Consider the following 21,307-nt stretch of genomic DNA (forward strand, 5'->3'; position numbering starts at 1 on the left):
TCGACGCCCTCGGCGAAGACCGTCGCGCACCGCTCGGCCAGGCCGGCGCGGGCGGTGACGGCGTAGGGCAGGGTGCCGCTGTACCAGTCCTCCATGAGGGTGTCGGCGAGCGGGCCGATCACCGCGACGCGTTCGGTGCCGGCCAGCGGCAGCAGGCCGTCGTTCTTCAGCAGCACCATCGACCGGGTGGCGGCCAGACGGGCCAGGGCCTGGTGCTCGGGGCTGTTGACGACCTCCTCGGTGACGTCGTCGTAGGGGGTGGCGGGGTCGAACTCGCCGAGGCGGACGCGGATCGCCAGCACGCGGCGCACCGCGGTGTCGATGTCGGCGGGGTCGAGCAGCCCGCGGTCCAGCGCCTCGGCGAGGTGCCGCAGCGTCTCGGCCGGCCGGTCGTCGTCCTGGGTGAAGCCGTCCAGCCCGGCCTTGATCGCCGCGGCGTACGCCTCGGGCAGGTCGTCGTAGTACCCCTGCAGGCCGGTGAGGTTGGCCGGGGCGTGCGCGTCGCTGAGCACCAGCACCTCGTCCGGGGTCCAGGAGCGCACCACCTCGTTGATCAGCGGGCTGAGCAGCGCCGGGCGGCCGTTGACCAGGTTGTAGGACGGCATCAGCGAGACGGCGGCGCCGGCCTCGATCGCGGGGCGGAAGGCGCGCAGCTCGTACTCGTGCAGGACGCGGGGCGGCAGGTTGCTGGAGGTGACGCACCGGTCGGTCTCGTTGTTGTAGGCCAGGAAGTGCTTGAGCGTGGGCGCGGTCCGCAGGACCTCGTGGTCGCCGCGCAGGCCACGGGAGTAGGCCGTGCCCATGACGCCGGTGAGCCACGGGTCTTCCGAGTAGCCCTCCTCGTTGCGTCCCCACCGCGGGTCGCGCAGCGGGTTGACCACCGGCGCCCAGACGTTGAGCCCGGCGCCGGACGGGTCCTTGTGGTGCATGGCGACCACTTCGGCGCCGGCCGCGGCGCCGACGCTGCGCACCAGGTCGGGGTCCCAGGTGCTCGCCAGGCCGACGGCCTGCGGGAAGACGGTGGCCGGGCCGAGCCAGGCGAGCCCGTGCAGCGCCTCGGTGCCGCTACGGAAGGAGGCGAGGCCGAGCCGGGGCACCGGTGGCTGGTACTGGTGCAGCAGGCCGATCTTCTCCTCGAGGGTGAGCCTGCCGAGGAGGTCGGCGACACGTGCCTGGACCGGCAGGGCGGGATCGCGGAAGGTGCCGGGAACCGGTTCGTTCATGTGGGGGGACCGTCCTTCGCTCACCGAGGTGCGTTTCGAAGCGCTTCGACGACGGGCGTCTGTGCGGTCGATGCGCTCCGCGGAGGCGACCTGGACCGGTCTATCGAAGCGCTTCGACGGTGTATACGAAGATTTCCGCAGTGTTAAATCCGGAGTTCTCCTGAAGCGTGCCGCTTTACGGCCTTCGGGTCAAGAGTCGTCACCGACTTCCGTCCGGACGATTCCCGCCGCCGCTCCGGGGTGAGCTCGGCGCGGCGGCGGAACACCGAGAGGGGCACGCTCTGCACCGGCGCACGTGCGGACCCGGTGCACGCCCCACCCGCGCGGACCCGCGACGACCAGGCGATCACGTGGAACGACCTGCGGATGCACACCGTATTCGTGTGGACCGGCGTACGCGTCCCGGCCTCGCGCCCGGATCGGGCCCGGGCGACGCACGGCGCGGCCGTCAGGTCTGGGCGGCGGGCAGGCGGCCGGAGTCGATCGAGTCGAGCAGGCGCGCCGCCGCGCCGAGCGCCGCGGCCCGGTAGCCGAGGGTGGAGGCGACCAGCCGGGTGCCGCCGCCGTCCGGGGCGACACTGCGGCGGGCGAACTCCGCTTGGGCGGCGGGCAGCACCCACGGGGCGAGCGCGACGTAGTACCCGCCGAGCACGACCACCTCGGGGTTGAGCATGTTGGCGATGACGGCGACGCCCTTGCCGAGCTCGCCGCCGATGCCGGCGAGCGTGCCGAGCACCGACGGGTCGGCACCGCGGGCCAGCCGCACGATGTCCTCGATCTCCGGCTCCAGCTCGGCGGGCGTGGCGTCGGGCGCGGTGTCGTGCAGCACGGCCGCCATACCGGCGACGGCCTCCAGGCAGCCCCGGCGCCCACAGCGGCACTGGGCGCCCGCGGGGTCGACCTGGATGTGGCCGATCTCGCCGGCGAAGCCCCGGCCGCCGCGGCGCAGCCGGCCGTCCAGGATGACGCCCGCCCCCACGCCCACCTCGCCGGTCAGGTAGACGAGGTCGGCCACCCCGCCGTGCGGGCCGAAGCGGTGCTCGGCGAGCGCGGCGAGGTTGGCGTCGTTGTCGACCAGCACGGGGAAGCCGGGGTCGCGCAGCGCCTTGGCCAGATCGCCGGACAGGTCGACGTCCCGCCAGCCGAGGTTGGGCGCGATGCCCACCGAGCCGTTCACGTCGACCAGCCCCGGCACCGCGACGGTGAGGCCGAGCACCTGGCGGGCCTCCTTGGCCATCCGGTTGAGCACCCGCCTGGCCAGGGCGGCGACCGCGGCGACGGTCTGCCCGGGCGTCGCCGCGGCGCCGGGGAAGGACCGGCGCCACGACAGCAGCTCGGTGCCGGCCAGGTCGATGGCGACGGCGGTCAGGTGGTCGACGTTCACCTCGATGCCGATGGCGGCGTAGGGGGAGCCGTCGAGCACCAGCATGGTCGCGGGCCGGCCGACGCGGTTCTCCGTGAGGCCGGTCTCGCGAAGCAGCCGCCGGTCGATCAGGTCGGCGACCAGGCTGGACACCGTGGCCTTGTTGAGGCCGGTCGAGGCGGCGATGTCGGCGCGGGAGCAGGGCGCGTTCTCCCGTACGAACCGAAGCACGACCGCGAGGTTGGTGGCCCGGACATCGGCGAAGTCCGCCGGCTGAGGCCCGGTGTGCGCGTTGATCAAAATCAGCCCCGTTCCCGCTGAGCCCCGGTGGGCCCATCATGCCGCATCGTCGAGCCGCTGGTCATACCTCGCCCTTGTGCTCCCTCGCCGCGCGCCGCCGCGCCCATGTCGCCGGCCGGTGACCGGTGCCCTCGGGAAGGCCGCGGCCGTCCCTTGTGGCGCCCGTACCCCTAGGCTAATTTGTTTGGTCACCAGACGAACTAACTCTACCCCGGAGCGTGCCACTCCCGACACCCTTGACCGGCCTCGACCACCGCACTCGCGCATACGAAAAGGAACACCCGATGACATCTTTCGCCTTACACCGCGCACCGGCCCGCGCGTCATCCGCCCTGTCCCGCCAGGCACCGCCCGCCCGCCTCCGCGAAGGGGGCGCCCGGTGACACCTCCGCACGACGAGCCGGGCACCAGCCGCCGGGGGTTCCTCGGCCTGGTCGGCCTCGGCGCCGCCTCCATCGCCGGCGGCGGCCTGCTGACCGGCTGCTCCACCCCGTCCGGACGCCGGCCCGGCAGTGGAGGCGCCACCGCCGCCGCGGCCGACAAGCTCAAGTCCCTCACCCCGTCCTACGTCCCCTTCCAGGGCGTCAAGCCGGAGATCCCGGGCACCATCTCGACGCTGCCCGGCGTCCCGGACGTCGGCGGCGGCTACCTCACCTACCCCTCCCCCCTCGCCGACGCCGTCTCCGGCCCGGCCGGCAAGGGCGGAAGCTACAAGGCCATGACCCCGCTGTGGGGCCCTCCCCCGCCCGGCCTGACGGAGAACGCCTACTTCCAGGCGTGCAACGCCGACATCGGCGCGACGGTCGACTTCCAGATCGCCGACGGCACGACCTACGTCGACAAGGTGACCGCCCGGCTCGCCGCGAACGACATCCCCGAACTGGTCGTCATCCCCCAGTGGGAGATCGAGAAGATGGCCGACTTCAACCGGGCCGTCGACAAGGCGTTCGAGGACCTCACCCCCTACCTGCAGGGCGACAAGGTCAAGGCCTACCCGATGCTGGCCAACCTGCCGACCGCCGCGTGGGCCTTCTCGGTGTTCAGCGGCCGGCTGGCGGCGGTGCCGTTCCCCACCGAACCCTTCCCGCTCGCGCTGCTGTACCGCAAGGACATCTTCGACCAGCACTCCGACTGGGCGATGCCCACCACGGCCGAGGAGCTGTTCGCGCTCGGCAAGAGCATCACCGACGCCAAGGCCAAGCGCTGGGCGTTCGGCGACATCCACGAGATGGTGTGGCCCATCTTCAAGGTGCCGCAGGAGTGGCGCCTGGACGGCGGCAAGCTCCTCTACAAGTACGAGACGCCCGAGTTCGAGGCGATGATCGCCTTCATGCGCCGGATGTTCGAGGCCGAGCTCATCCACCCGAACGTCTCCAGCCGGGGCGCCAACGAGAAGGACCTGTTCGCCTCCGGGCAGATCGTCATCTACCGCGACGGCCTGGGCGCCTGGAAGGAACTGCTCCAGCAGCACCGCGGCAAGAACCCCGACTTCGCCATCGGTGCCGTGCCGCTGTTCTCGCACGACGGCAGCACGCCGATCATGTACCACAACAACCCGGCGGGGATCTTCACCTTCGTCCGCAAGGGCCTGGGTGCCGACCGGATCCAGGAGATCCTGTCGATCCTCAACTGGTGCGCGGCCCCGTTCGGCACCAAGGAGTACGAGCTCGCGACCTACGGCGTCGAGGGCAAGCACTACACCCGGGACGCCAAGGGGGTGCCGCAGTTCACCGACCTCGGGCGCAAGGAGGCCCAGCCGACCTACGTCTTCCTGGGCGGACGGCCCATCGTCGCCGACTACGTGGCCTATCCCGACGCCGTCCGCGGCAACGTCGAGTGGCAGAACGCCTCGTTCAAGTACATCGAGAAGACCCCGCTCGACGGCATCCGGCACCAGCGGCCCTCACGGATGGCCGGCCTGCAACTGCCCACCGAGGACAAGTTCACCGACGTCATGCGCGGACGCCGCCCGGTGAGCGACATCAAGCAGATCGTCGCCGAGTGGCGGCGGGACGGCGGGGACGAGGCGCGCGAGTTCTACATGAAGGTCCTGCGGGACAACGGCCGTGCCTAGCGCCATCGCGACGGCCGCGACCGTGCGGCGGCCGGCGTGCTGAGGAACGGCACAGGGACCGGCCCGGCGGGTGACCTGACCTCACCCGCCGGGACCGGCACCTCTAACAATGTCGGCTCCACCGCCGAAAAGGCAAGCGGCGGCGGCAGGAAACCGCGCCGTTCGCCCGCGCCGGGGCCGGACCGGCCGTTCCTGGCCCGTCTGCGGCGCGACTGGCCGCTGCTGCTGATGACGCTGCCGGCCGCGGGACTGCTGCTGGTGTTCCACTACGTCCCGCTGCTCGGCAACATCATCGCCTTCCAGGACTACTCCCCCTACGTCGGCATCGCCGACAGCCCGTTCGTGGGACTGAGCAACTTCCAGTGGCTGCTGCAGGACCAGAGCTTCTGGGACGCGACGCTGAACACGCTGAGCATCACCGCGTTCCAGCTCGTGTTCTACTTCCCGGTGCCCATCGCGCTGGCGATCCTGCTCGACAGCGTCATGTGGCCCCGGCTGCGGCTGATCATCCAGGGCATCGTCTACATGCCGCACTTCTTCTCCTGGGTGCTGGTCGTGACGCTGTTCCAGCAGATGCTCGGCGGGGCGGGCCTGGTCTCGCAGATCCTGCGCGACCACGGCGGGCAGGGCTTCGATCTGATGACCAATCCCGACACCTTCCTGATGCTGGTCACCGCGCAGACCGTCTGGAAGGACGCCGGATGGGGGACGATCATCTTCCTGGCCGCGCTGGCCGCCATCGACCAGAACCTCTACGAGGCGGCGGCGGTGGACGGCGCGGGACGCTGGCGGCGCATGTGGCACATCACGCTGCCCGGCCTGCGCCCGGTGATCATCCTGCTACTGATCCTGCGGCTGGGTGAGGCGCTCAACGTCGGGTTCGAGCAGTTCTTCCTCCAACGCGACGCCGTGGGCCGCGAGGCCTCCGAGGTGCTGGACACCTTCTTGTACTGGCGCACTCTGACCACCGGCGAGTGGAGCTACGGAGCCGCGGCGGGCCTGGTCAAGGGCCTGGTCGGGCTGCTGCTCATCCTGGTGGCCAACCGGGTGGCGCACCGTTTCGGCGAGCAGGGGATCTACAAACGATCATGACGACCACGACCTCCGCACGCCCCGCACGCCCAAGACGTCCGGCGCGGGCGTCCGGCGCCGGGCGTCCGTCCTGGGACGAGCCGCCGAGCCCGGCGGGACGGGCCGTCAAAGGGCTGATCCTCGCGCTGATCGCCGCCGCCGTCGTCTTCCCGGTGTACATGGTGGTGCTCACCAGCCTGTCCACCCAGGAGACCGTGACCCGCGCCGGCGGGCTGGTCACCGTCCCGGGCGAGCTGTCCCTGGCCGCCTACCAGGAGCTGTTCGCGGGCGGGGTGGTCACCCGCGCCGTCGTGGTGAGCCTCGCGATCACCACGACCGGGACCGCCCTCAGCCTGGTGGTGACGGTGCTGGCGGCCTACGGGCTGTCCCGGCCCGGCTCGCTGTTCCACCGGCCCCTGCTGTTCATGGTGCTGGTGACGTTCCTGTTCGGCCCCGGCATGATCCCGAACTACCTGCTGGTCAGCTCGCTCGGCCTGATCGACAGCTACTGGTCGCTGATCCTGCCCACGGCGGTGAGCGCGTTCAACCTGGTGGTCATCCGGGCGTTCTTCATGAACATCCCCGGCGAGATGATCGACAGCGCCCGGGTCGACGGGGCCGGCGAGTTCCGCATCCTGTGGCGCATCGTGCTGCCGGTCTCCAAGGGCGTCGTCGCGGTGATCGGCCTGTTCTACGCGGTCGGCTACTGGAACGCGTTCTTCAACGCCGTGCTCTACCTCAACGACAGCGCCAAATGGCCGCTCCAGGTGGTCCTGCGGCAGTACGTCCTGCAGGGGCAGTCACTGGTCGTCGGCCAGGCCAGCGACACCATCGCCGGGCGGCCGCTGCCGCCGAGCCTGGCCATCCAGATGTCGATCGTGACGATCGCGCTGATCCCGGTGCTGCTGATCTATCCGTTCGTGCAGCGACACTTCACCAAGGGTGTCATCATCGGCGCGGTCAAGGGGTGAGGATGGGCGGGTGCGAGCAACGAGGAGAAGAACGCTCCCCCGCGGAGCGCGCCGGAGGACACTCCGGGTCGCGCTCACGTGCGCCCTGCCGCTGGCGCTGACCCCGCCGGGATGCCTGGCCGCGGCCACCGGGGGCCGGGCGGACGCCGGCCCGGTCGCGGAGGCGCCCCGGGCCGGCGGCGGGCCGCGGGTGATCGGCCGCTACCGCCACCTGGTCGTCATCTACGAGGAGAACCACAGCTTCGACAACCTCTACGGCCGCTGGGGGCCGGTCGGCGGCGATCGGGTGGACGGCCTCGGCGGGGCCGCCACCCGTGCCCGGCAGGTCGCCCAGGACGGCACCCCCTACGCCTGCCTGCCGCAGAACGACGTCAACCTCACCTCTCCCCCGCTGCCGGTCACCTGCCGGGACGCCGCGCACGGCCTGCCCGCGAGCCACTTCGCCAACCGGCCGTTCACCATCGACGACCACCTCCGCCCGCTGGACCGCACCTGCCCCGCGCCCGGCGCCCCCGCACCCGCCACCGGGGTACGCAGGGGCGTCACCGGCGCCCGGCCCGGGGGCTGCACCCGCGACCTGGTGCACCGCTTCTACCAGGAGCAGTACCAGATCCACGGCGGCAGGCAGGACCGTTACGTCACCGGCGGCGACGCCGCCGGCCTGACCATGGGCGTCTACGACACCCGCCGACTGCCCATCTGGACATACCTGCACTCGGCCGGCGCGCCCAAGTACGTGATCGCCGACCGATTCTTCCAGGGCGCGTTCGGCGGCTCGTTCCTCAACCACCAGTGGCTCATCGCCGGCCGGGCGCCGGTGGACACCAGCGCGGGCCCCGGCGGGCCGCACGAGGGGCTGCACTCGGTGGTCGACGCCGCGGGCTTCCCGGCCGCAGGCTACCCGCTGTACCGGCCGGCCACCCCGGTCAAGGACGCGCAGCTCACCCAGGCCTGCGGCCCTGCGGCCAACCCGGCCGTGGCCTGTGGCGACTATGCGGTCAACACCATCCAGCCGGGCGCCGCGCCGCAGGGGGACGGCCCGCGGCTGCCGCTCATCTCCGCGAAGCACCCCACCATCGGCGACCGGCTGACCGCCAAGGGCATCGACTGGGCGTGGTACTCAGGCGGCTGGGCCGACGCCGAGGCGGGCCGGCCGGGGCCGTTGTTCCAGTACCACCACCAGCCGTTCGCCTACTTCGCGGCCTACGCGCCGGGCACACCCGGCCGCGCGCACCTGAAGGACGAGACGGCGTTCGTCACGGCGGCGAGGAAGGGCACGCTTCCCACGGTCGCCTTCGTCAAGCCGTACGGCGCCGAGAACGAGCACCCCGGGTACGCGAGCGAACCGGACGGCAGCGACCATCTGGTCGACCTGCTCAGGACCGTCACGAGCGGGCCGCAGGCCGATGACACCCTGGTGGTGGTCACCTACGACGAGTTCGGCGGCCAGTGGGACCATGTGCCGCCCCCCGGCGCGGGCAGCCCGACCCGGGGCGCGCACGACGCGTTCGGCCCGGGGACGCGCGTCCCCGCCCTGATCCTCGGCACGTCGCTGCGGCGCTCCGGCGTGGACCACACCGTGTACGACACCACGTCCATCCTGGCGACGATCGAGCGAGGGCTCGGCCTGGCTCCGGTCGGCGACCGGGACACCAAGGTCCCCGACCTCACCGGCGCCCTGCGCGTGGCCGGCTCCCGGTGAACGCCCGTGCCGGGCGCCGCCGCGACCGGCGGGCCTGGCGTACCGGACAGCGGAGGGCGCACGCACCTGAACCGGCGAGCCCACGGGCCGGATGCGCCGGGCCCGCCTGCCGACGCCGGGCGGGCCCGCGGCGTTCGCGTGTCGCCGGCCTCAGCGGGAGGCCGCTGCGACGTGGTCGACCAGGTCCTTGACGCCCTTCTGGCGCGCGCAGTGGGCGCAGCAGTACCAGTGGCCGCCGGCGTCGACGCCGTGCCCGATGATGCGGCAGCCGCAGTGCTCGCACATCGGTGCCATGCCCTGGATGGCGCACTCGAAGCAGTCGTAGGTGTGCACGCCGCCTTTGGCGTGGATCTCGAAGCTCATCTCATAGTCATTGCCGCATACTTCGCATCTAGCCATGATCTTCCTTCCGAGTCGCCTTTCTCCCGAAGTACCCGAAAAGCACTATGAATGCTGCCAAGCCGGTCATTTCCGGACACAGCCTTGACCTCGGCCGGCGCTCTCCATCCGGCCCGGCACTCCCACCCCATCGGGGACCCGGCCGCGCGAGGCTGAAAAACCCGGCGAAAGCAGCGACATCCCCTACCGCCGGCGCTTTCCGTCCGCATAATGGACGATCGACCGACGGAACCTCCCGAAGGAGAATCCCGAGATGCCGCAGGCTTCGCCCCTGCTCACGGATGATCCGAGCGAGTTAGGCCGGTACCACCTCCTCGGCAGGCTCGGCGCGGGCGCCGTGAGCACGGTCTATCTCGCCCAGGGACCGGACGAAGAGCAGGTCGCGATCAAGCTGCTGCACGAGGGCCTGGCCGGCGCCGACCGGTTCCTGGCCAAGGTGAACGAACTGCAGCACGTGTCGGCGTTCTGCACGGCCCAGGTGATCGAGACGGGCATGGCGGGCGAGCGGCCGTACGTCGTGAGCGAGTACATCGCCGGGCCCACGCTGCGGCAGGTCGTCGAACAGGACGGCCCGCTGTACGGCACCGCCCTGCACCGGCTCGCCATCGGCACCATGACCGCGCTCGTCGCCGGCCACCAGGCCGGCCTCGCCCACCGGGCCTTCGGCCCTCGCGGCGTGCTGCTCGGCCCGGGCGGGCCGCGAGTGATCGACTTCGGCGTCGCCGAGGTCCTGGACGCCGGGATGAGCGGCACCACCCGATCGCTCGACGGCCTCGCGTACCTCACCCCGGAGCAACTGGACGGCGCTGCGGCCGGACCGGCCTCCGACATGTTCGCCTGGGGCGCGACCATGCTGTTCGCCGCGTCCGGGCGCGCCCCCTTCGACGCCGGCGGCATGCCGGCCACGATCAACAAGATCATGCGCGGAGAGCCCGACCTGAGCGTCCTGGACGGAGACCTGCTCAGCCTGGTCGCCGAGTGCCTGTCCAAGGACCCTGCCCGCCGCCCCACCTCCGGCGAGGCCCTGCTTCGCCTGGTCGGCCACGCGCAGATGCTGGGAACGCTCGAACTCACCGCCGCCGCGCCCCGCCCACCCGACGCCACGCCCGCACCGGCCCCCGGCCCGCGCGCCGGACAGGCCGCGCCGCCGCCTCCGGACCCGGGAACCCCGGTGGAGCTCCCGCCTCCGCATCCGGCCGACGTCCCGCCACCGCCGCCGAAGCCCGCCGGTGGACGCCGGCGAGTCCTGGCGCTGGTCGCCGGCGCCGTCGCCATCGCGTTCGCCTCCGGCGGCACCGTGTACGCGCTGACGCCCCGCGCGACGCCCACCCCGGTGGCCCGCCCGGCTCCGGCACCGGCCCCCACCCCGTCGGCCGCGGTCATCCCGGCCTCCCCCAGCCCACCGGCGCCGCCGACCACGGACCTCACTCTCCCCGGCTCGGGGATCCGGCTGCACGAGAACCCGGCCGACCCGTACCGGCTCAACGCCTACTTCATCCAGGACCACGACGGCGAGCGGTTCGAGACCTACGCCCGCGACGCCGGCGCCGACACCTTCGGCAAGATCGCGGAGAACGCGGCCTCCGGCGACCCGGCCGTCTCCCCCGACGGCACCTGGGTGGCGGTGAACCCCCGGCTCACGTTCTCCTCGTCCGGCCACGACAGTGTCGTGTTCCACAACCGCAGGACCGGCGAGCGGTTCTCGGTGGACACCCTCGATCGGCCGCTGCGCGGGCTCTCGGGCGTCTGGAGCCGGGACGGCAAGCGGTACCTGCTCACCTTCTACCAGCGCAGGGCCGACAAGAAGACGCAGTACCCCGGGGGGTTCGTCGTGGTCGACGTCACCACCCGCAAGGCCACCGTCGTGATGACCGACGACCGGCAGGACGGAGCCGGCGACTTCGACTGGAGCCCGGACGGCGCCTACATCGTCGGCGCGTACGAGACCGGGAGCAAGCCGCGCTACGGGATGCGTTTTCGCGACATGAAGGGCAACGTCGTGCGCACCCTCCCCTGGGTCGGGCGAATCCCCGGCCCGGGCGTCTTCTCCCCCTCCGGCACCTCCTTCTTCACCTACTGCCCGGCGTCCGAGCCGACCACCACCGCCATCTGCGTGTGGAACCTCGGCTCGGGCAATCGGACGGCCACCATCCCCGCCTGGGACGACCTGTCGGTCCAGGGCTGGTGGGACGAGAACCACCTGCTCGTCTACGACCGGCGCAAAGCCGACAAGAAGTACGTCGTCCTGGACTTCCACGGGAAGATCAGGCGCACGCTGGCCGACGTCCCCGAGAAGGACGCCGCGACGACCCTCGTCCGGTTCGGCCCGAATTGACGCAGCTCCCCGGCCTGAAGGCCGGAGCACCGCAGACCGATCCGGTAGCGGCCCAGCCGCCCCTGACGTCCATGCCCGGAGGGGCGGCACCACGAGAAACCGTCCCCGGTCGCCTCGTACAGCCCCGCCACGGCCCGCCGAAACGCCTTATGGTGAGAGGATGGCCGAGATCTTGGTGCCGGACGGCTCGTGGACGTTCGACGGTGAGACGCTTCGCATCGCCCCGGGTGGGGACAAGGGCGTGCACGAGCTGCGCAGGGTGCTCGGTGAGGTGACCATCCCCCTCGCGGCGATCGCCGGGGTGTCGTTCGAGTCGTCCCGCAAGGGCGGCGGCCTGCAGGTCCGGCTACGGCAGGGCGCCGACCCGCTGACCGACGTGGTCGCCGGACGGCTCCTCGGCGCCGTCGACCCCTACCGGCTGACCATCCCGAGAGAACGTGCCGGCGCCGCTGAATACCTCGCGGAGGAGGTGCGCACGAGTCTCCTGCTCGAACAGGTGCCGACCGGCCCCTCCGAACGCTATCTGCTGCCCGGCCCCGCCGTGCCGGTCTCGGCCCACGCCGGCGACGGCTCGGTCAGCTTCGACGGTGAGCGCGTCCATCTGGAGTGGACCCTGTTCGCCAGCTCGGCCAAGGAGGCGGCCGGGCCGCAGACGTTGCTGCTCGCCGAGCTGTCCGGGGTCGAGTGGGCACCGCAGTCCGGCGTCGGCTACGGCCGGCTCCGCTTCCACCTGAAGGGCCGGACCCCGGTCAAGAAGCCCGAGCAGGACCCGCACTGCCTGTCGTGGGGCGTGCAACGCTATGGCGGCACCACGGCCCTGGTCGCCGCCGCCGTGCTGGCCCGCCTGCCCAAAGACCAGGAGCCGTCCGCCCTGACCGCGCCCCCGTCCGGCGACCACGATGCCCTGCTGCGCCGGGTGGCCGAGCTCGAAAGCCACGACACGCTCATCCGCCGCCTCACCGAGCTCGGCGAGCTGCACCGCTCCGGCGTCCTCACCGACGAGGAGTTCACCGCCGCCAAACACCTTCTCTTACACCCTCAGGCACCCCCCGGCTGAAACCGCGGACTGAACTCCGCGCTCACCCGTCGAACGACGCGCCTTTGACACCGCTCAGGAACGCCCGCCACTCGCCATCAGCACAGATGACCACGGCACCGAGCGGCACCTTGGAGTCCCACACGAGGGGCGGAACTTGGACGTCTCCACCATGGCAACCGCGCTGGCGGAGAACCCGATGCGCCTAGGTGGGGATTCAGGTGCCCACCACCGGCGGAAAGATCGTCTGGTGCACTCTCGCGAGCCCTGCAGCCGGCCAAGACGGCTCAGCACCCGCCTCCGAACTGCGGCCCCGCGACGAGCGCCAGGCGCCCCATCCCCACCGACAGAACATGTCAAGGCCGTGAACGCCTGAGTGGGCTTCGGCAGGATGGCCGCATGACGATGGAGGAGCTCGACCGGCTGCGTCCCGCCATCGCGGAGTTGTGCGCCGGATACGGCGTGGTCGAGCTCATGGTCTTCGGATCCACGGCTCGGGGCGAGGCGAGGCGGGACAGTGATGTCGACCTGCTCTACGTGCGCGGCTTCCACGCCATCAGAGGGCTGGCCTTCTTCGGGCTCCACACCGAATTGGAAGCTCTGCTAGGTCACTCGGTCGACCTGGTGTCGAAGGATGCCCTGCACTGGGCCATCCGTGACGAGGTGCTCGGGGAGGCCGAGGTGCTGTACGCCGCTTGACCGCCACCGGGGTCCTCCTGTCGAGCGGACATCGCCGAAGGCGCCGGGACCGTCGGACGACGTCCGTTCGTGGCCCTCGCCGGGGTCGCGGTCAGGCTGTGTGCTGGTAGGTGGGGTAGGTCAGGTAGCCGGTGTCGCCGCCCTGGAAGTAGGTGGCCTCGTCGGCGGGGACGAGCGGGAGGCCGGTGCGCAGGCGCTCGACCAGGTCGGGGTTGGCGATGTAGGCACGGCCGAAGCTGATCAGATCGGCCCCGAGCGCGAGCCAGTGGTCGGCCTCGCTCCGGCCGGTCCGCTTGGGACCCAGCGGGAGCACCGGGTTCATGATGAGGGTGCCCGGCCACGCACGGCGCAGGGCCACCAGCACCTCCTCGTCGGTGGTCGCCTCCAGATGGACGTACGCCAGGTTGAGCCGCGCCAGCTCGGCCAGCAGCGCGGTGTAGAGCTCGGGGATGTCGGTCTCCTCGATGCCCCAGAACGGCCCGCCCGGGGAGAGGCGGATGCCGGTCCTGGCCGCGCCGACGGCCTCGGCGGTCATCGCCGCCGCCTCGACGGCGAACCGGATGCGGTTGGTCACCGAGCCGCCGTACCGGTCGGTGCGCAGGTTGGCGTTGGAGGAGAGGAACTGCGAGATCAGGTACCCGTTGGCGCCGTGCAGTTCCACGCCGTCGAAGCCGGCGTCGATGGCGCGGCGGGCGGCCTCGGCGTACGAGCGGGCGTGCTCGGGCACCTCGGCGGTCTCCAGGGCGCGCGGGGTCGGCGCGGGCCGGGGCCCGTCCGGGGTGAACACCTCACCGGTGGCGGGGACGGCCGAGGGGCCGATCGGCCGCAAGCCGGTGGTGGCGGGATGCGAGACCCGCCCGCCGTGCATGATCTGGGCGAATGCGCGTCCGCCGTTGGCGTGCACGGCGGCGGTCACCGGGCGCCAGGCGGCCACCTGCTCGTCGGTGTGCAGTCCCGGCGTGCCCGGGTTGGACTGCCCGATCAGGCTCGGTTGCACCCCCTCGGTCACGATGAGCCCGGCGGTCGCCCGCTGGGCGTAGTAGGCGGCCATCGAGGGGGTCGCCAGACCGCCGGCGGCGGCCCGGACCCGGGTCATCGGGGCCATCACCACGCGGTTGGGCAGGGTCATGCCGCCGAGCCGGTAACCGTCCAACAAGGTCGTCATGTCAGAACTCCTTGGTGCTGCGCGGTGCCCGGAACTCGGGCACGGCAGTACGCTAAAACCTGACACTGACGTCAGAGGCAAGGGTTTGCCGCGAAATCACGACCGGAGGACGGGATGCGCATCGGGGAGCTCGCGGCACGGGCCGGGGTCAGCGTCCGGTCGCTGCGCTACTACGAGGAGCAGGGGCTGCTCACCAGCACCCGCAGCACCAGCGGCCAGCGGCACTACACCGACCGCGACGTCGAGCGGGTCGGGTTCATCCAGCGGATGTACGCGGCGGGCCTGTCCAGCCGCACGATCCTGGAGGTGATGCCGTGCGTCGACGCGCCGAGCGCGGAGACCTCCGACGCCGCGATGGAGCGCATGGTGCAGGAACGCGACCGGCTCACCGAGCACATCGCCGAGCTCGTCCGCACCCGCGACTCGCTCGATCGCCTGATCGCCGTGAACCGCGCCCACCGCAAGACCCTGCACAAGGCCCCTGCAGCCTGAGGCACTGAGCCCGCCCACCCGGCGCCGAGGCGGTCATGAACACGCGTGACCGGTGGGTCCGGAGTCGAGATGGGCCCACCCCGGGTCGCCCGCGCCGAGGGCTCGGGCGACCCGGGGTGGGGTCAGGGTCGGGTGAGGGTGAGGTCTTTGAGGCGCAGGTCGCCGGTGAAGGTCAGGTAGAGGTCGCGGACGCCGCCCGTCTTGGCGAGGGGTGCGGTGACGGTGGTGTAGGTGTAGACGCCGCCGGTGGACGGCACCTGGAGGGTGCCGAGCACCTTGCCGGTGGGCGAGCCGAGGCGGACCTCGATCTTGCCCGGTGCGGTGGCGGCGACGCCGGCGGTGATGCCGGTGGCGCCGGTACGCAGGTCGGCGTCCTTGAAGGCGATCCAGTCACCCGCGCCGGTCCGGCCGACCGCGTCGCCGGCCGCCTTGGTCTCGTCGACCAGTTCGACACCCGCGTAGTCGTCGAAGTCCGCGGCCCGGGTGGCCTTGTACAGGTCACGCGGCGGGATCTTCTCCCCCTGGACGTCGAGCGTGGTGCGCTGGCGCACAGCGGTCGAGGAACTGCCGACCATGACGTCGTGCGCCGACTTCTCCACGGCCCACGTGTTCCGGGTCACGTCCCACAGGGCCAGGTCGGCGGCCTTGAAGGACAGGGTGACGGCCTTGGTCTGGCCGGGGGCGAGGTGGACGCGCTGGAAGGCGCGCAACTGCTTGACCGGCTGGGTCACCCGTGAGGTGCGCTGGTGGGTGTAGAGCTGGACGACCTCGTCACCGGCCCGCCTGCCGGTGTTGGTGACCTTGACGGTCGCCGTGACGGTCCCGTCGGGCCGCACGGTGCGGGAGTTCAGGGTGAGGCCCTGGTAGGCGAAGGTCGTGTAGCTCAGCCCGTGGCCGAAGGAGTACAGCGGCGAGCCCTTGTAGTACAGGTAGGTGTGTCCCGTCTTGGTGATGTCGTAGTCCAGGATGCTCGGCAGGCCATCCTCGGACTTGTACCAGGTCTGGGTGAGCCGCCCGGCCGGGTTGACGTCGCCGAAGATCACGTCGGCGAGGGCGTTGCCGGTCTCGGCGCCCGCGTGCGTGGTCCACAGCAGTGCGCCGGCCTTGTCCTGCGCCTTGGGCATGGTGGTCGGGTAGCTGTCCTCCAGCACGACCACGGTGTTGGGGTTGGCCTTGGTGACGGCGGCGATGAGGTCCTGCTGGCTCTCGCCGAGGGCGAGCCCGGTGCGGTCGTGGTTCTCCCGGCCCGCGACGAACGGGTCGCTGCCGACCACGACCACGGCGGCGTCGGCGGCCCTGGCCCGGTCGGCGGCGGCCTTGGCGCCGCTGGTGACGATCTCCTTGGCGAAGCGGGCGGCGTCGGCCTTGGCGCCCATGCCGAGCGTGCCGTCGGCGCCGACGGTCACGTAGTGCTCGGGGATGCCCCACCAGCTCTCGTTGGTCTCATAACCGGCGTACTGGATGAGGTAGGTGCCGTCGGCCTGCCGCTCCAGCTTGAACTGCTGCTGGACGAACCAGCCGCTGGGGGTGTCGGAGTTGGCGAGGAAGGTGCCCCAGTTGCCGGTGAGCAGTTTGCCGGTTCCGGCGTCGCGCAGGGTTGAGACCCCGTCGGTCCAGTCGGTGAGGTCGAACTTCGACGCCGCGGCCTGGGTGGTGGCGGTGGCCGTGACCGGGTCGGTGGTGGTGGCGACGGTGACGTACCTGCCGCTGGCGACGTCCTTGAGGGCGACGCGGTCCGAGGCGTCGGTGCCGGTCACGGTGGCGCCCGCGCCGAGCCGTGCCTTGATGCCGGCCAGCGGGGTGACCTTGTAGGGCATCTTGCCGCCGTACCAGTCGCTGAGCAGGGTGTCGTGCAGCGGCCCGATGACGGCGACGTTCCTGGTGCGCCTCGGGTCGAGCGGCAGGGTCCCTGCGTTCTTCAGCAGCACCATGGCCTTGCCGGCGGTCTCGCGGTTGAGCGCCCGGTGGGCGGGGCTGTCGACCACGTCCTTGGTGATCTTTCCGTACGGGCCGCCGCCGGGGTCGAACTGCCCGAGGCGGAACCGGATGGTCAGGGCGTTGCGCACGGACCGGTCGATGTCGGACTCGGCGAGCAGGCCCTTGGCGAGCCCGTCCTTGATGAGCGCGGTCATCGTCGCGGGCTTGTTGTCGTCGACGGTGAAGCTGTCGATGCCCGCCTTGAGGGTGGCGGCGAACGCCTCGGTCTCGTTGTCGAAGTAGTGCTCGGGATCGGTGAGCGCGTGCGGCGCCCAGGCGTCGCTGACGTTGTACAGCGTCTTGCCGGTCCAGCCGCGCACCAGGCCGCCGAGGTCGGGGTTGACGGTGTTGGGCCGCCCGTTGACCAGGTTGTAGGAGCCCATCACGCCGGTGGCCGCGTCGGCGGTGATGGCCGGTTTGAAGGCCGCCTCGTCGTACTCGTGCTTCACCCGGGGCGGGAGGTTGGAGGAGGTCAGGCTGCGCTGGTACTCGTTGTTGTTGGCCAGGTAGTGCTTCAGGACGGGGGCGGTCTTGAGATACAGCGGGTCGTCCCCGGACAGGCCCTTGCCGTAGGCGACGGAGATCGCGCCGGTCAGCAGCGGGTCCTCGGAGTAGCCCTCCTCGTTGCGTCCCCAGCGCGGGTCGCGCAGCAGGTTGACCACGGGCGCCCACACCTGGGTGCCCCAGGCCACCGGGTCGGCCGCGTTGTAGCCGCGCACCTCGTCGCCGACCGCGGCGCCGACCTTCTTGATCAGCGCGGGGTCCCAGGTGCTGGCCAGGCCGACGGCCTGCGGGAAGACGGTGCCCTCCGCGAAGGTCTGCGCCCAGCCGTTCGCGTCGTCGTTGGACCAGGCGACGCCGTGCAGGGCCTCGGTGCCGTTCTTGTGGTACGGCACGCCGAGGCGCGGAATGGCGGCCTGCGACTGGTGCAGCAGGGAGATCTTCTCGTCCAGGGTGAGCCGGCCGAGCAGGTCGCCGACGCGCTCCTCCAGCGGGCGGCCCGGATCTCGGAACGGCGGGTTGTCGGCCGCCGCCGCGGGGGGCGCGAGCAGGGTGGTCAGCAGGCCTAAGACGGCCGCGGCGAGTAACGGTCGCCGGGGGGACATGGCGCCTCCAGGTCAGGTGGTCAACGCGATGTGCGGTGCTCCGCGGCCGGCCGGTGCTCCGGCCGGAGGTGCAAGGCGGTGGGACGGCGGGCAGCGCGGGGGCCAGGGGCCGGGCGTGGAACCGGCCCCCGGCGGATCTTGGGACGCGCGAGCGCCGCGACGGGTCACTTGACCGCGCCGACGGTCACGCCGCGGGTCAGAGTGCGCTGGAAGATCAGGAAGAACGCGACGGCCGGGATGATGCCGAGCAGGGCCGAGGCGCTGGACATGGTGGCGTCCATCATCCTCTCGCCCTGCAGCACGCCCAGCACCACCGGCACGGTCTGGTTGTCGTTGGAGATCAGGAAGATCAGCGGCAGGAAGAACTCGTTCCAGGTCCAGATGAAGAAGAAGATCATCAGGACGTTCAGCGTGGGACGGCTGATCGGCACGACGATCCGCCACAGGATGCGCCACCGGCTCGCCCCGTCCATCTCGGCCGCCTCGATGATCTCTTTGGGGAAGTTGCCGAGCACGGCCGACAGCAGGTAGGTGCCGAAGGCCCCCTGCACGACGGTGAAGATGATGATCAGCGCGAGCCGGCTGTCGTACAGCCCGACGGCCTTGGCGATGTAGTAGAGCGGGTAGGCCAGCGCCTCCTGCGGGAGGGTGTTGGCGACCAGGAACAGCACGAGGATCCACAGCCGTCCCCGCACCCGCCCGACGCCGAGGGCGTAGGCGTTGAGCACCGACAGCACCACGGCGAGCACCGCCACTGCCGCGCTGACCAGCAGGCTGTTGAGCAGCTTGCGGCCGAAGTCCACCCGGTTCCAGAACTCCACGATGCCGTCGAGGTAGATGCCGTGCGGCAGGGCGAGCGGGCCGCCCGCGGAGTACTCCGCCGGGGACTTGACCGCGTTCAGCGCGACGATGGCGAACGGCAGCAGCATCACCACGGCGAGCACGACCAGCGCGGCCAGCACCGCCCATCTGCCCGGCCCGGCGCCGGGGAGCCGGCCCCGGGCGTGGCCGGCCTGCTGTGCCGAGCGGGCGCGGCGTACCGAAAGGGAGGTCATGGCGTGGGCTCCGGCACTGTGGTCCCCTCCGCCCGGCCGCCGGCGGCGCCGTCACCGGGCGTTTCTTGCATGGTCACGACTCGCGCTCCTGGACGCGCAGGAACAGGAAGGTCACGACCACGATGATGATCGCGAGTACGGTGGCGATCGCCGAGCCGTAGCCGACGTTCGCCTTCTCGAAGAAGTTCTGGTAGCTGAAGTAGGACGGGACGATCGTGGCCTTGCCGGGGCCGCCCCGGGTGAGCACGAAGATCGGGCCGAAGACCTTGAGCGCGGCGATGGTGCAGGTCAGCAGGACGACGAACGTCTCGGGCCTGATCTGCGGCACGGTGATGTGCCAGAACCGCCGCCACCAGGAGGCGCCGTCGATCTCCGCGGCCTCGTACAGCGCGGGGTCCACCCGCTGCAGGCCGGCCATGAAGATCACGACCGGGTAGCCGAGCTGGAACCAGACCATGATCGCCATTACCGAGGCGAGCGCGACGTCCGGGTCGCCCAGCCAGTTCTCGGCGAGCGAGCCCAGGCCGACGGCTTCGAGCACCTGGTTCAGCGCGCCGTAGGACGGGTGGAGCATCCAGCCCCACACCACGCCCGCGACGGCGACGGGGAGCACCTGCGGCAGGTAGTACGCCGCGCGCAGGGCGCTCGCCGTGCGGGTGCCGAACCGCCGGCCGATGTAGTCGAACAGCGCGGCGGCCAGCAGCAGGCCGAGCAGCGTGGGCACGATCGCCATGGCGACGATCAGGGCGACGTTGTGCTGGAAGGACGACCAGAAGGTCGCGTCCCCCAGCAGCCGCCGGTAGTTGTCGAACCCGATCCACTTCGGCGTGCCGACGCCGCTCCACCGGGTGAAGCTCGCCCCGATGTTCATCAGGAACGGCACGACGATGACGGCGAACAGGAGCACCGCGCCGGGCACCAGGTAGACCCAGTACCCGGCGCCGGCGCGCGGCCGCCGGACGGACTCGGGCGCGCGGGCCTGGCCGGCCCGCGCGGCCGGAGCGTGCACGGCCATCGGTCAGCCGCCGATGTCGGCGAGGTTGTCGTTGTACGGCTGGGCCAGCTCGTCGAGCACCTGGGCGGGGGTCTTGCCGCCGTTGATCAGCTCCTGGACGCCGGCCACCATCACGTCGTAGTAACCGGGCGCCGGCCAGTCGGGGTAGAACGCCAGGCCGTCCTGGGTGGAGAGCTTGTTGAAGTTCTCGATCAGCTCTTTGTTCTTCTCATCGGTGATCGACGTGGGGTCGGCCGCGACCGGCACGCCGCCCGCGTTGCCGAGCTTGTTCTGGATGTCCTTCTTCATGGTGATGTCGATGAAGTCGTAGGCCAGGTCCTTGTTCTTCGACTTCTCCGGCACGACCCACAGGTTGCCGCTGGAGCCGGCGCTCATCTGGTTGCCCGGCCACAGGAAGCTGCCCCATTTGAAGCCCTTGGACTCGGTGGCCACCCGGCCGTACCACCAGCTCCCGGAGATCATGATCGGGAACTTGCCGGACATGAAGGCGAGGCCCATGTCCTCGGCCTTGATCCCCGCCGAGTCCTTGGCGATGTACCCCTTCTTCACCCAGTCGGCGAAGGTGGTGGCGCCGTAGGTCCACTCGGGGCCGTGGAAGTCCACCTTGCCCTTGTAGAGCTGGAAGGCGTCCACCCAGGGGCGCTGCGCCTTGCTGAGCGCGAGCTGGTACATGATCTGCTGGGCGGGGTACTCGGCGCCGCCGACGCTGATCGGGGTGATGCCGGCCTTGACGAACGTGTCCAGCGCGGCGGTGAACTCCTCGAAGGTCGTGGGCACCGCGATGCCCTGCTTCTCGAAGGCGTCCTTGTTGTAGTAGACCATCACGTACTCGGCGTAGTTCGGGATGCCGAACCACTTGCCCGAGCCCATGATGCCCCGATCGTCGTACCGCGCGGTGGTCTGCAGGCTCGGGCTGAGCAGCTTGTCCCACCCGCGCTTCGCCGTCTCCTCGCTCAGGTCGGTGAGCAGCCCCTGCTTGGACAGCAGGCCGGCGGTGGCGTTGCCCTTGTTGTACTCCATGATGTCGGGGGCCTGGTCGGATCCGAGGACCATGCTCGCGGTCTTCTGGATCTGCTCGAAGCCCTTCTCCTCGAACTTCACCGTGACGTTCGGGTGGCTCGCCTCGAACTGCTTGATCGCCTCGGCCCAGGCGACGCCCATGGCGCTGTTGGCGCCCTCGTAGTGCCACAGCGTGAGGGTGCGGGCCGCACCGGCCGAGCCGCCCCCGCCGCCCGTGTCCGGTGTCTCCGTTGAGCCGCACGCGGCCAGTGCCAGCGCCGCCGCGGCGAGCGCGGCGACGATCCCTGCCTTGGACATGGTGTTT

16 protein-coding genes are annotated in these 21,307 nt (G+C 71.2%); 8 read left to right on the top strand and 8 right to left on the bottom strand.

Translation table 11 applies throughout. From position 1 onward, the window contains the following. Together IEY93_RS38535 and IEY93_RS23245 are read right to left on the bottom strand one after the other, a co-directional pair. Positions 1-1,223 (bottom strand): glycoside hydrolase family 3 protein (locus IEY93_RS38535; RefSeq protein WP_229691392.1); only part of this gene is annotated, 1,223 nt, incomplete at its 3' end. 448 nt (positions 1,224-1,671) lie between these two features. After that, positions 1,672-2,817: an ROK family transcriptional regulator gene (locus IEY93_RS23245; RefSeq protein ID WP_308425760.1), complete on the bottom strand. Its 1,146-nt coding sequence runs from the start codon at positions 2,815-2,817 to the stop codon at positions 1,672-1,674. Between the two features lie 448 nt (positions 2,818-3,265). Here IEY93_RS23245 and IEY93_RS23250 point away from each other — a divergent pair, with 448 nt between their 5' ends. The 4 genes from IEY93_RS23250 to IEY93_RS23265 are packed head-to-tail and all read left to right on the top strand — an operon-like array spanning position 3,266 to position 8,704. Beyond that, on the top strand, positions 3,266-4,960 hold the full coding sequence (locus IEY93_RS23250; protein WP_189165232.1) for an extracellular solute-binding protein: 1,695 nt from the start codon (positions 3,266-3,268) through the stop codon (positions 4,958-4,960). Positions 4,961-4,999: 39 nt separating this feature from the next. After that, positions 5,000-6,052 (top strand): ABC transporter permease, encoded by a 1,053-nt coding sequence (locus IEY93_RS23255; RefSeq protein WP_372444490.1) that lies wholly within the window; start codon positions 5,000-5,002, stop codon positions 6,050-6,052. Then, the gene (locus IEY93_RS23260; protein ID WP_189165233.1) at positions 6,049-7,002 is read left to right on the top strand and encodes a carbohydrate ABC transporter permease; all 954 of its coding nucleotides are present in this window, start codon (positions 6,049-6,051) and stop codon (positions 7,000-7,002) included. The genes IEY93_RS23255 and IEY93_RS23260 overlap by 4 nt, the downstream gene beginning before the upstream one ends. 10 nt (positions 7,003-7,012) lie before the next feature. Continuing rightward, complete coding sequence (locus tag IEY93_RS23265; RefSeq protein WP_203968488.1) at positions 7,013-8,704, top strand: alkaline phosphatase family protein; 1,692 nt, start codon at positions 7,013-7,015, stop codon at positions 8,702-8,704. Positions 8,705-8,854: 150 nt separating this feature from the next. On the opposite strand, the gene IEY93_RS23270 is transcribed toward IEY93_RS23265, so the two are convergent. Next, positions 8,855-9,103, bottom strand: a complete 249-nt coding sequence (locus IEY93_RS23270; protein WP_189165234.1) for a metallothionein — start codon at positions 9,101-9,103, stop codon at positions 8,855-8,857. A gap of 253 nt (positions 9,104-9,356) precedes the next feature. Between IEY93_RS23270 and IEY93_RS23275 the strand changes: the two genes are divergently transcribed. From IEY93_RS23275 to IEY93_RS23290, 3 genes are all read left to right on the top strand, one after another. Further along, positions 9,357-11,438: a serine/threonine protein kinase gene (locus IEY93_RS23275; RefSeq protein WP_189165235.1), complete on the top strand. Its 2,082-nt coding sequence runs from the start codon at positions 9,357-9,359 to the stop codon at positions 11,436-11,438. A 160-nt stretch (positions 11,439-11,598) separates the two neighbouring features. Next, entirely contained in the window at positions 11,599-12,495 is an 897-nt protein-coding gene (locus IEY93_RS23280; RefSeq protein ID WP_189165236.1) for a DUF4429 domain-containing protein, read from the top strand. A gap of 378 nt (positions 12,496-12,873) precedes the next feature. Continuing rightward, positions 12,874-13,173: a nucleotidyltransferase family protein gene (locus IEY93_RS23290; RefSeq protein WP_189165238.1), complete on the top strand. Its 300-nt coding sequence runs from the start codon at positions 12,874-12,876 to the stop codon at positions 13,171-13,173. A 91-nt stretch (positions 13,174-13,264) separates the two neighbouring features. Here IEY93_RS23290 and IEY93_RS23295 read toward each other — a convergent pair whose 3' ends face one another. After that, complete coding sequence (locus tag IEY93_RS23295; protein ID WP_189165239.1) at positions 13,265-14,338, bottom strand: alkene reductase; 1,074 nt, start codon at positions 14,336-14,338, stop codon at positions 13,265-13,267. Between the two features lie 114 nt (positions 14,339-14,452). Between IEY93_RS23295 and IEY93_RS23300 the strand changes: the two genes are divergently transcribed. Continuing rightward, positions 14,453-14,830 carry a MerR family transcriptional regulator gene (locus IEY93_RS23300; protein ID WP_189165240.1) on the top strand — a complete coding sequence of 126 codons (378 nt, stop codon included), beginning with the start codon at positions 14,453-14,455 and terminating at the stop codon, positions 14,828-14,830. A gap of 122 nt (positions 14,831-14,952) precedes the next feature. Here IEY93_RS23300 and IEY93_RS23305 read toward each other — a convergent pair whose 3' ends face one another. The 4 genes from IEY93_RS23305 to IEY93_RS23320 all read right to left on the bottom strand — a co-directional run bounded on the left by IEY93_RS23305 (position 14,953) and on the right by IEY93_RS23320 (position 21,300). Next, entirely contained in the window at positions 14,953-17,913 is a 2,961-nt protein-coding gene (locus IEY93_RS23305; protein ID WP_189165241.1) for a glycoside hydrolase family 3 protein, read from the bottom strand. Positions 17,914-18,077: 164 nt separating this feature from the next. Beyond that, a complete protein-coding gene (locus IEY93_RS23310) occupies positions 18,078-18,968 on the bottom strand; it encodes a carbohydrate ABC transporter permease (protein ID WP_189165242.1) in 891 nt (296 codons plus the stop codon). A gap of 73 nt (positions 18,969-19,041) precedes the next feature. Beyond that, positions 19,042-19,983 carry a carbohydrate ABC transporter permease gene (locus IEY93_RS23315; protein ID WP_189165243.1) on the bottom strand — a complete coding sequence of 314 codons (942 nt, stop codon included), beginning with the start codon at positions 19,981-19,983 and terminating at the stop codon, positions 19,042-19,044. Positions 19,984-19,986: 3 nt separating this feature from the next. Continuing rightward, positions 19,987-21,300, bottom strand: coding sequence for an ABC transporter substrate-binding protein (locus IEY93_RS23320; protein ID WP_189165244.1), 1,314 nt, complete (start codon positions 21,298-21,300; stop codon positions 19,987-19,989). Positions 21,301-21,307 lie beyond the last annotated feature (7 nt).

Source organism: Sphaerisporangium melleum (genome assembly GCF_014646695.1).
GTDB lineage: Bacteria > Actinomycetota > Actinomycetes > Streptosporangiales > Streptosporangiaceae > Sphaerisporangium > Sphaerisporangium melleum.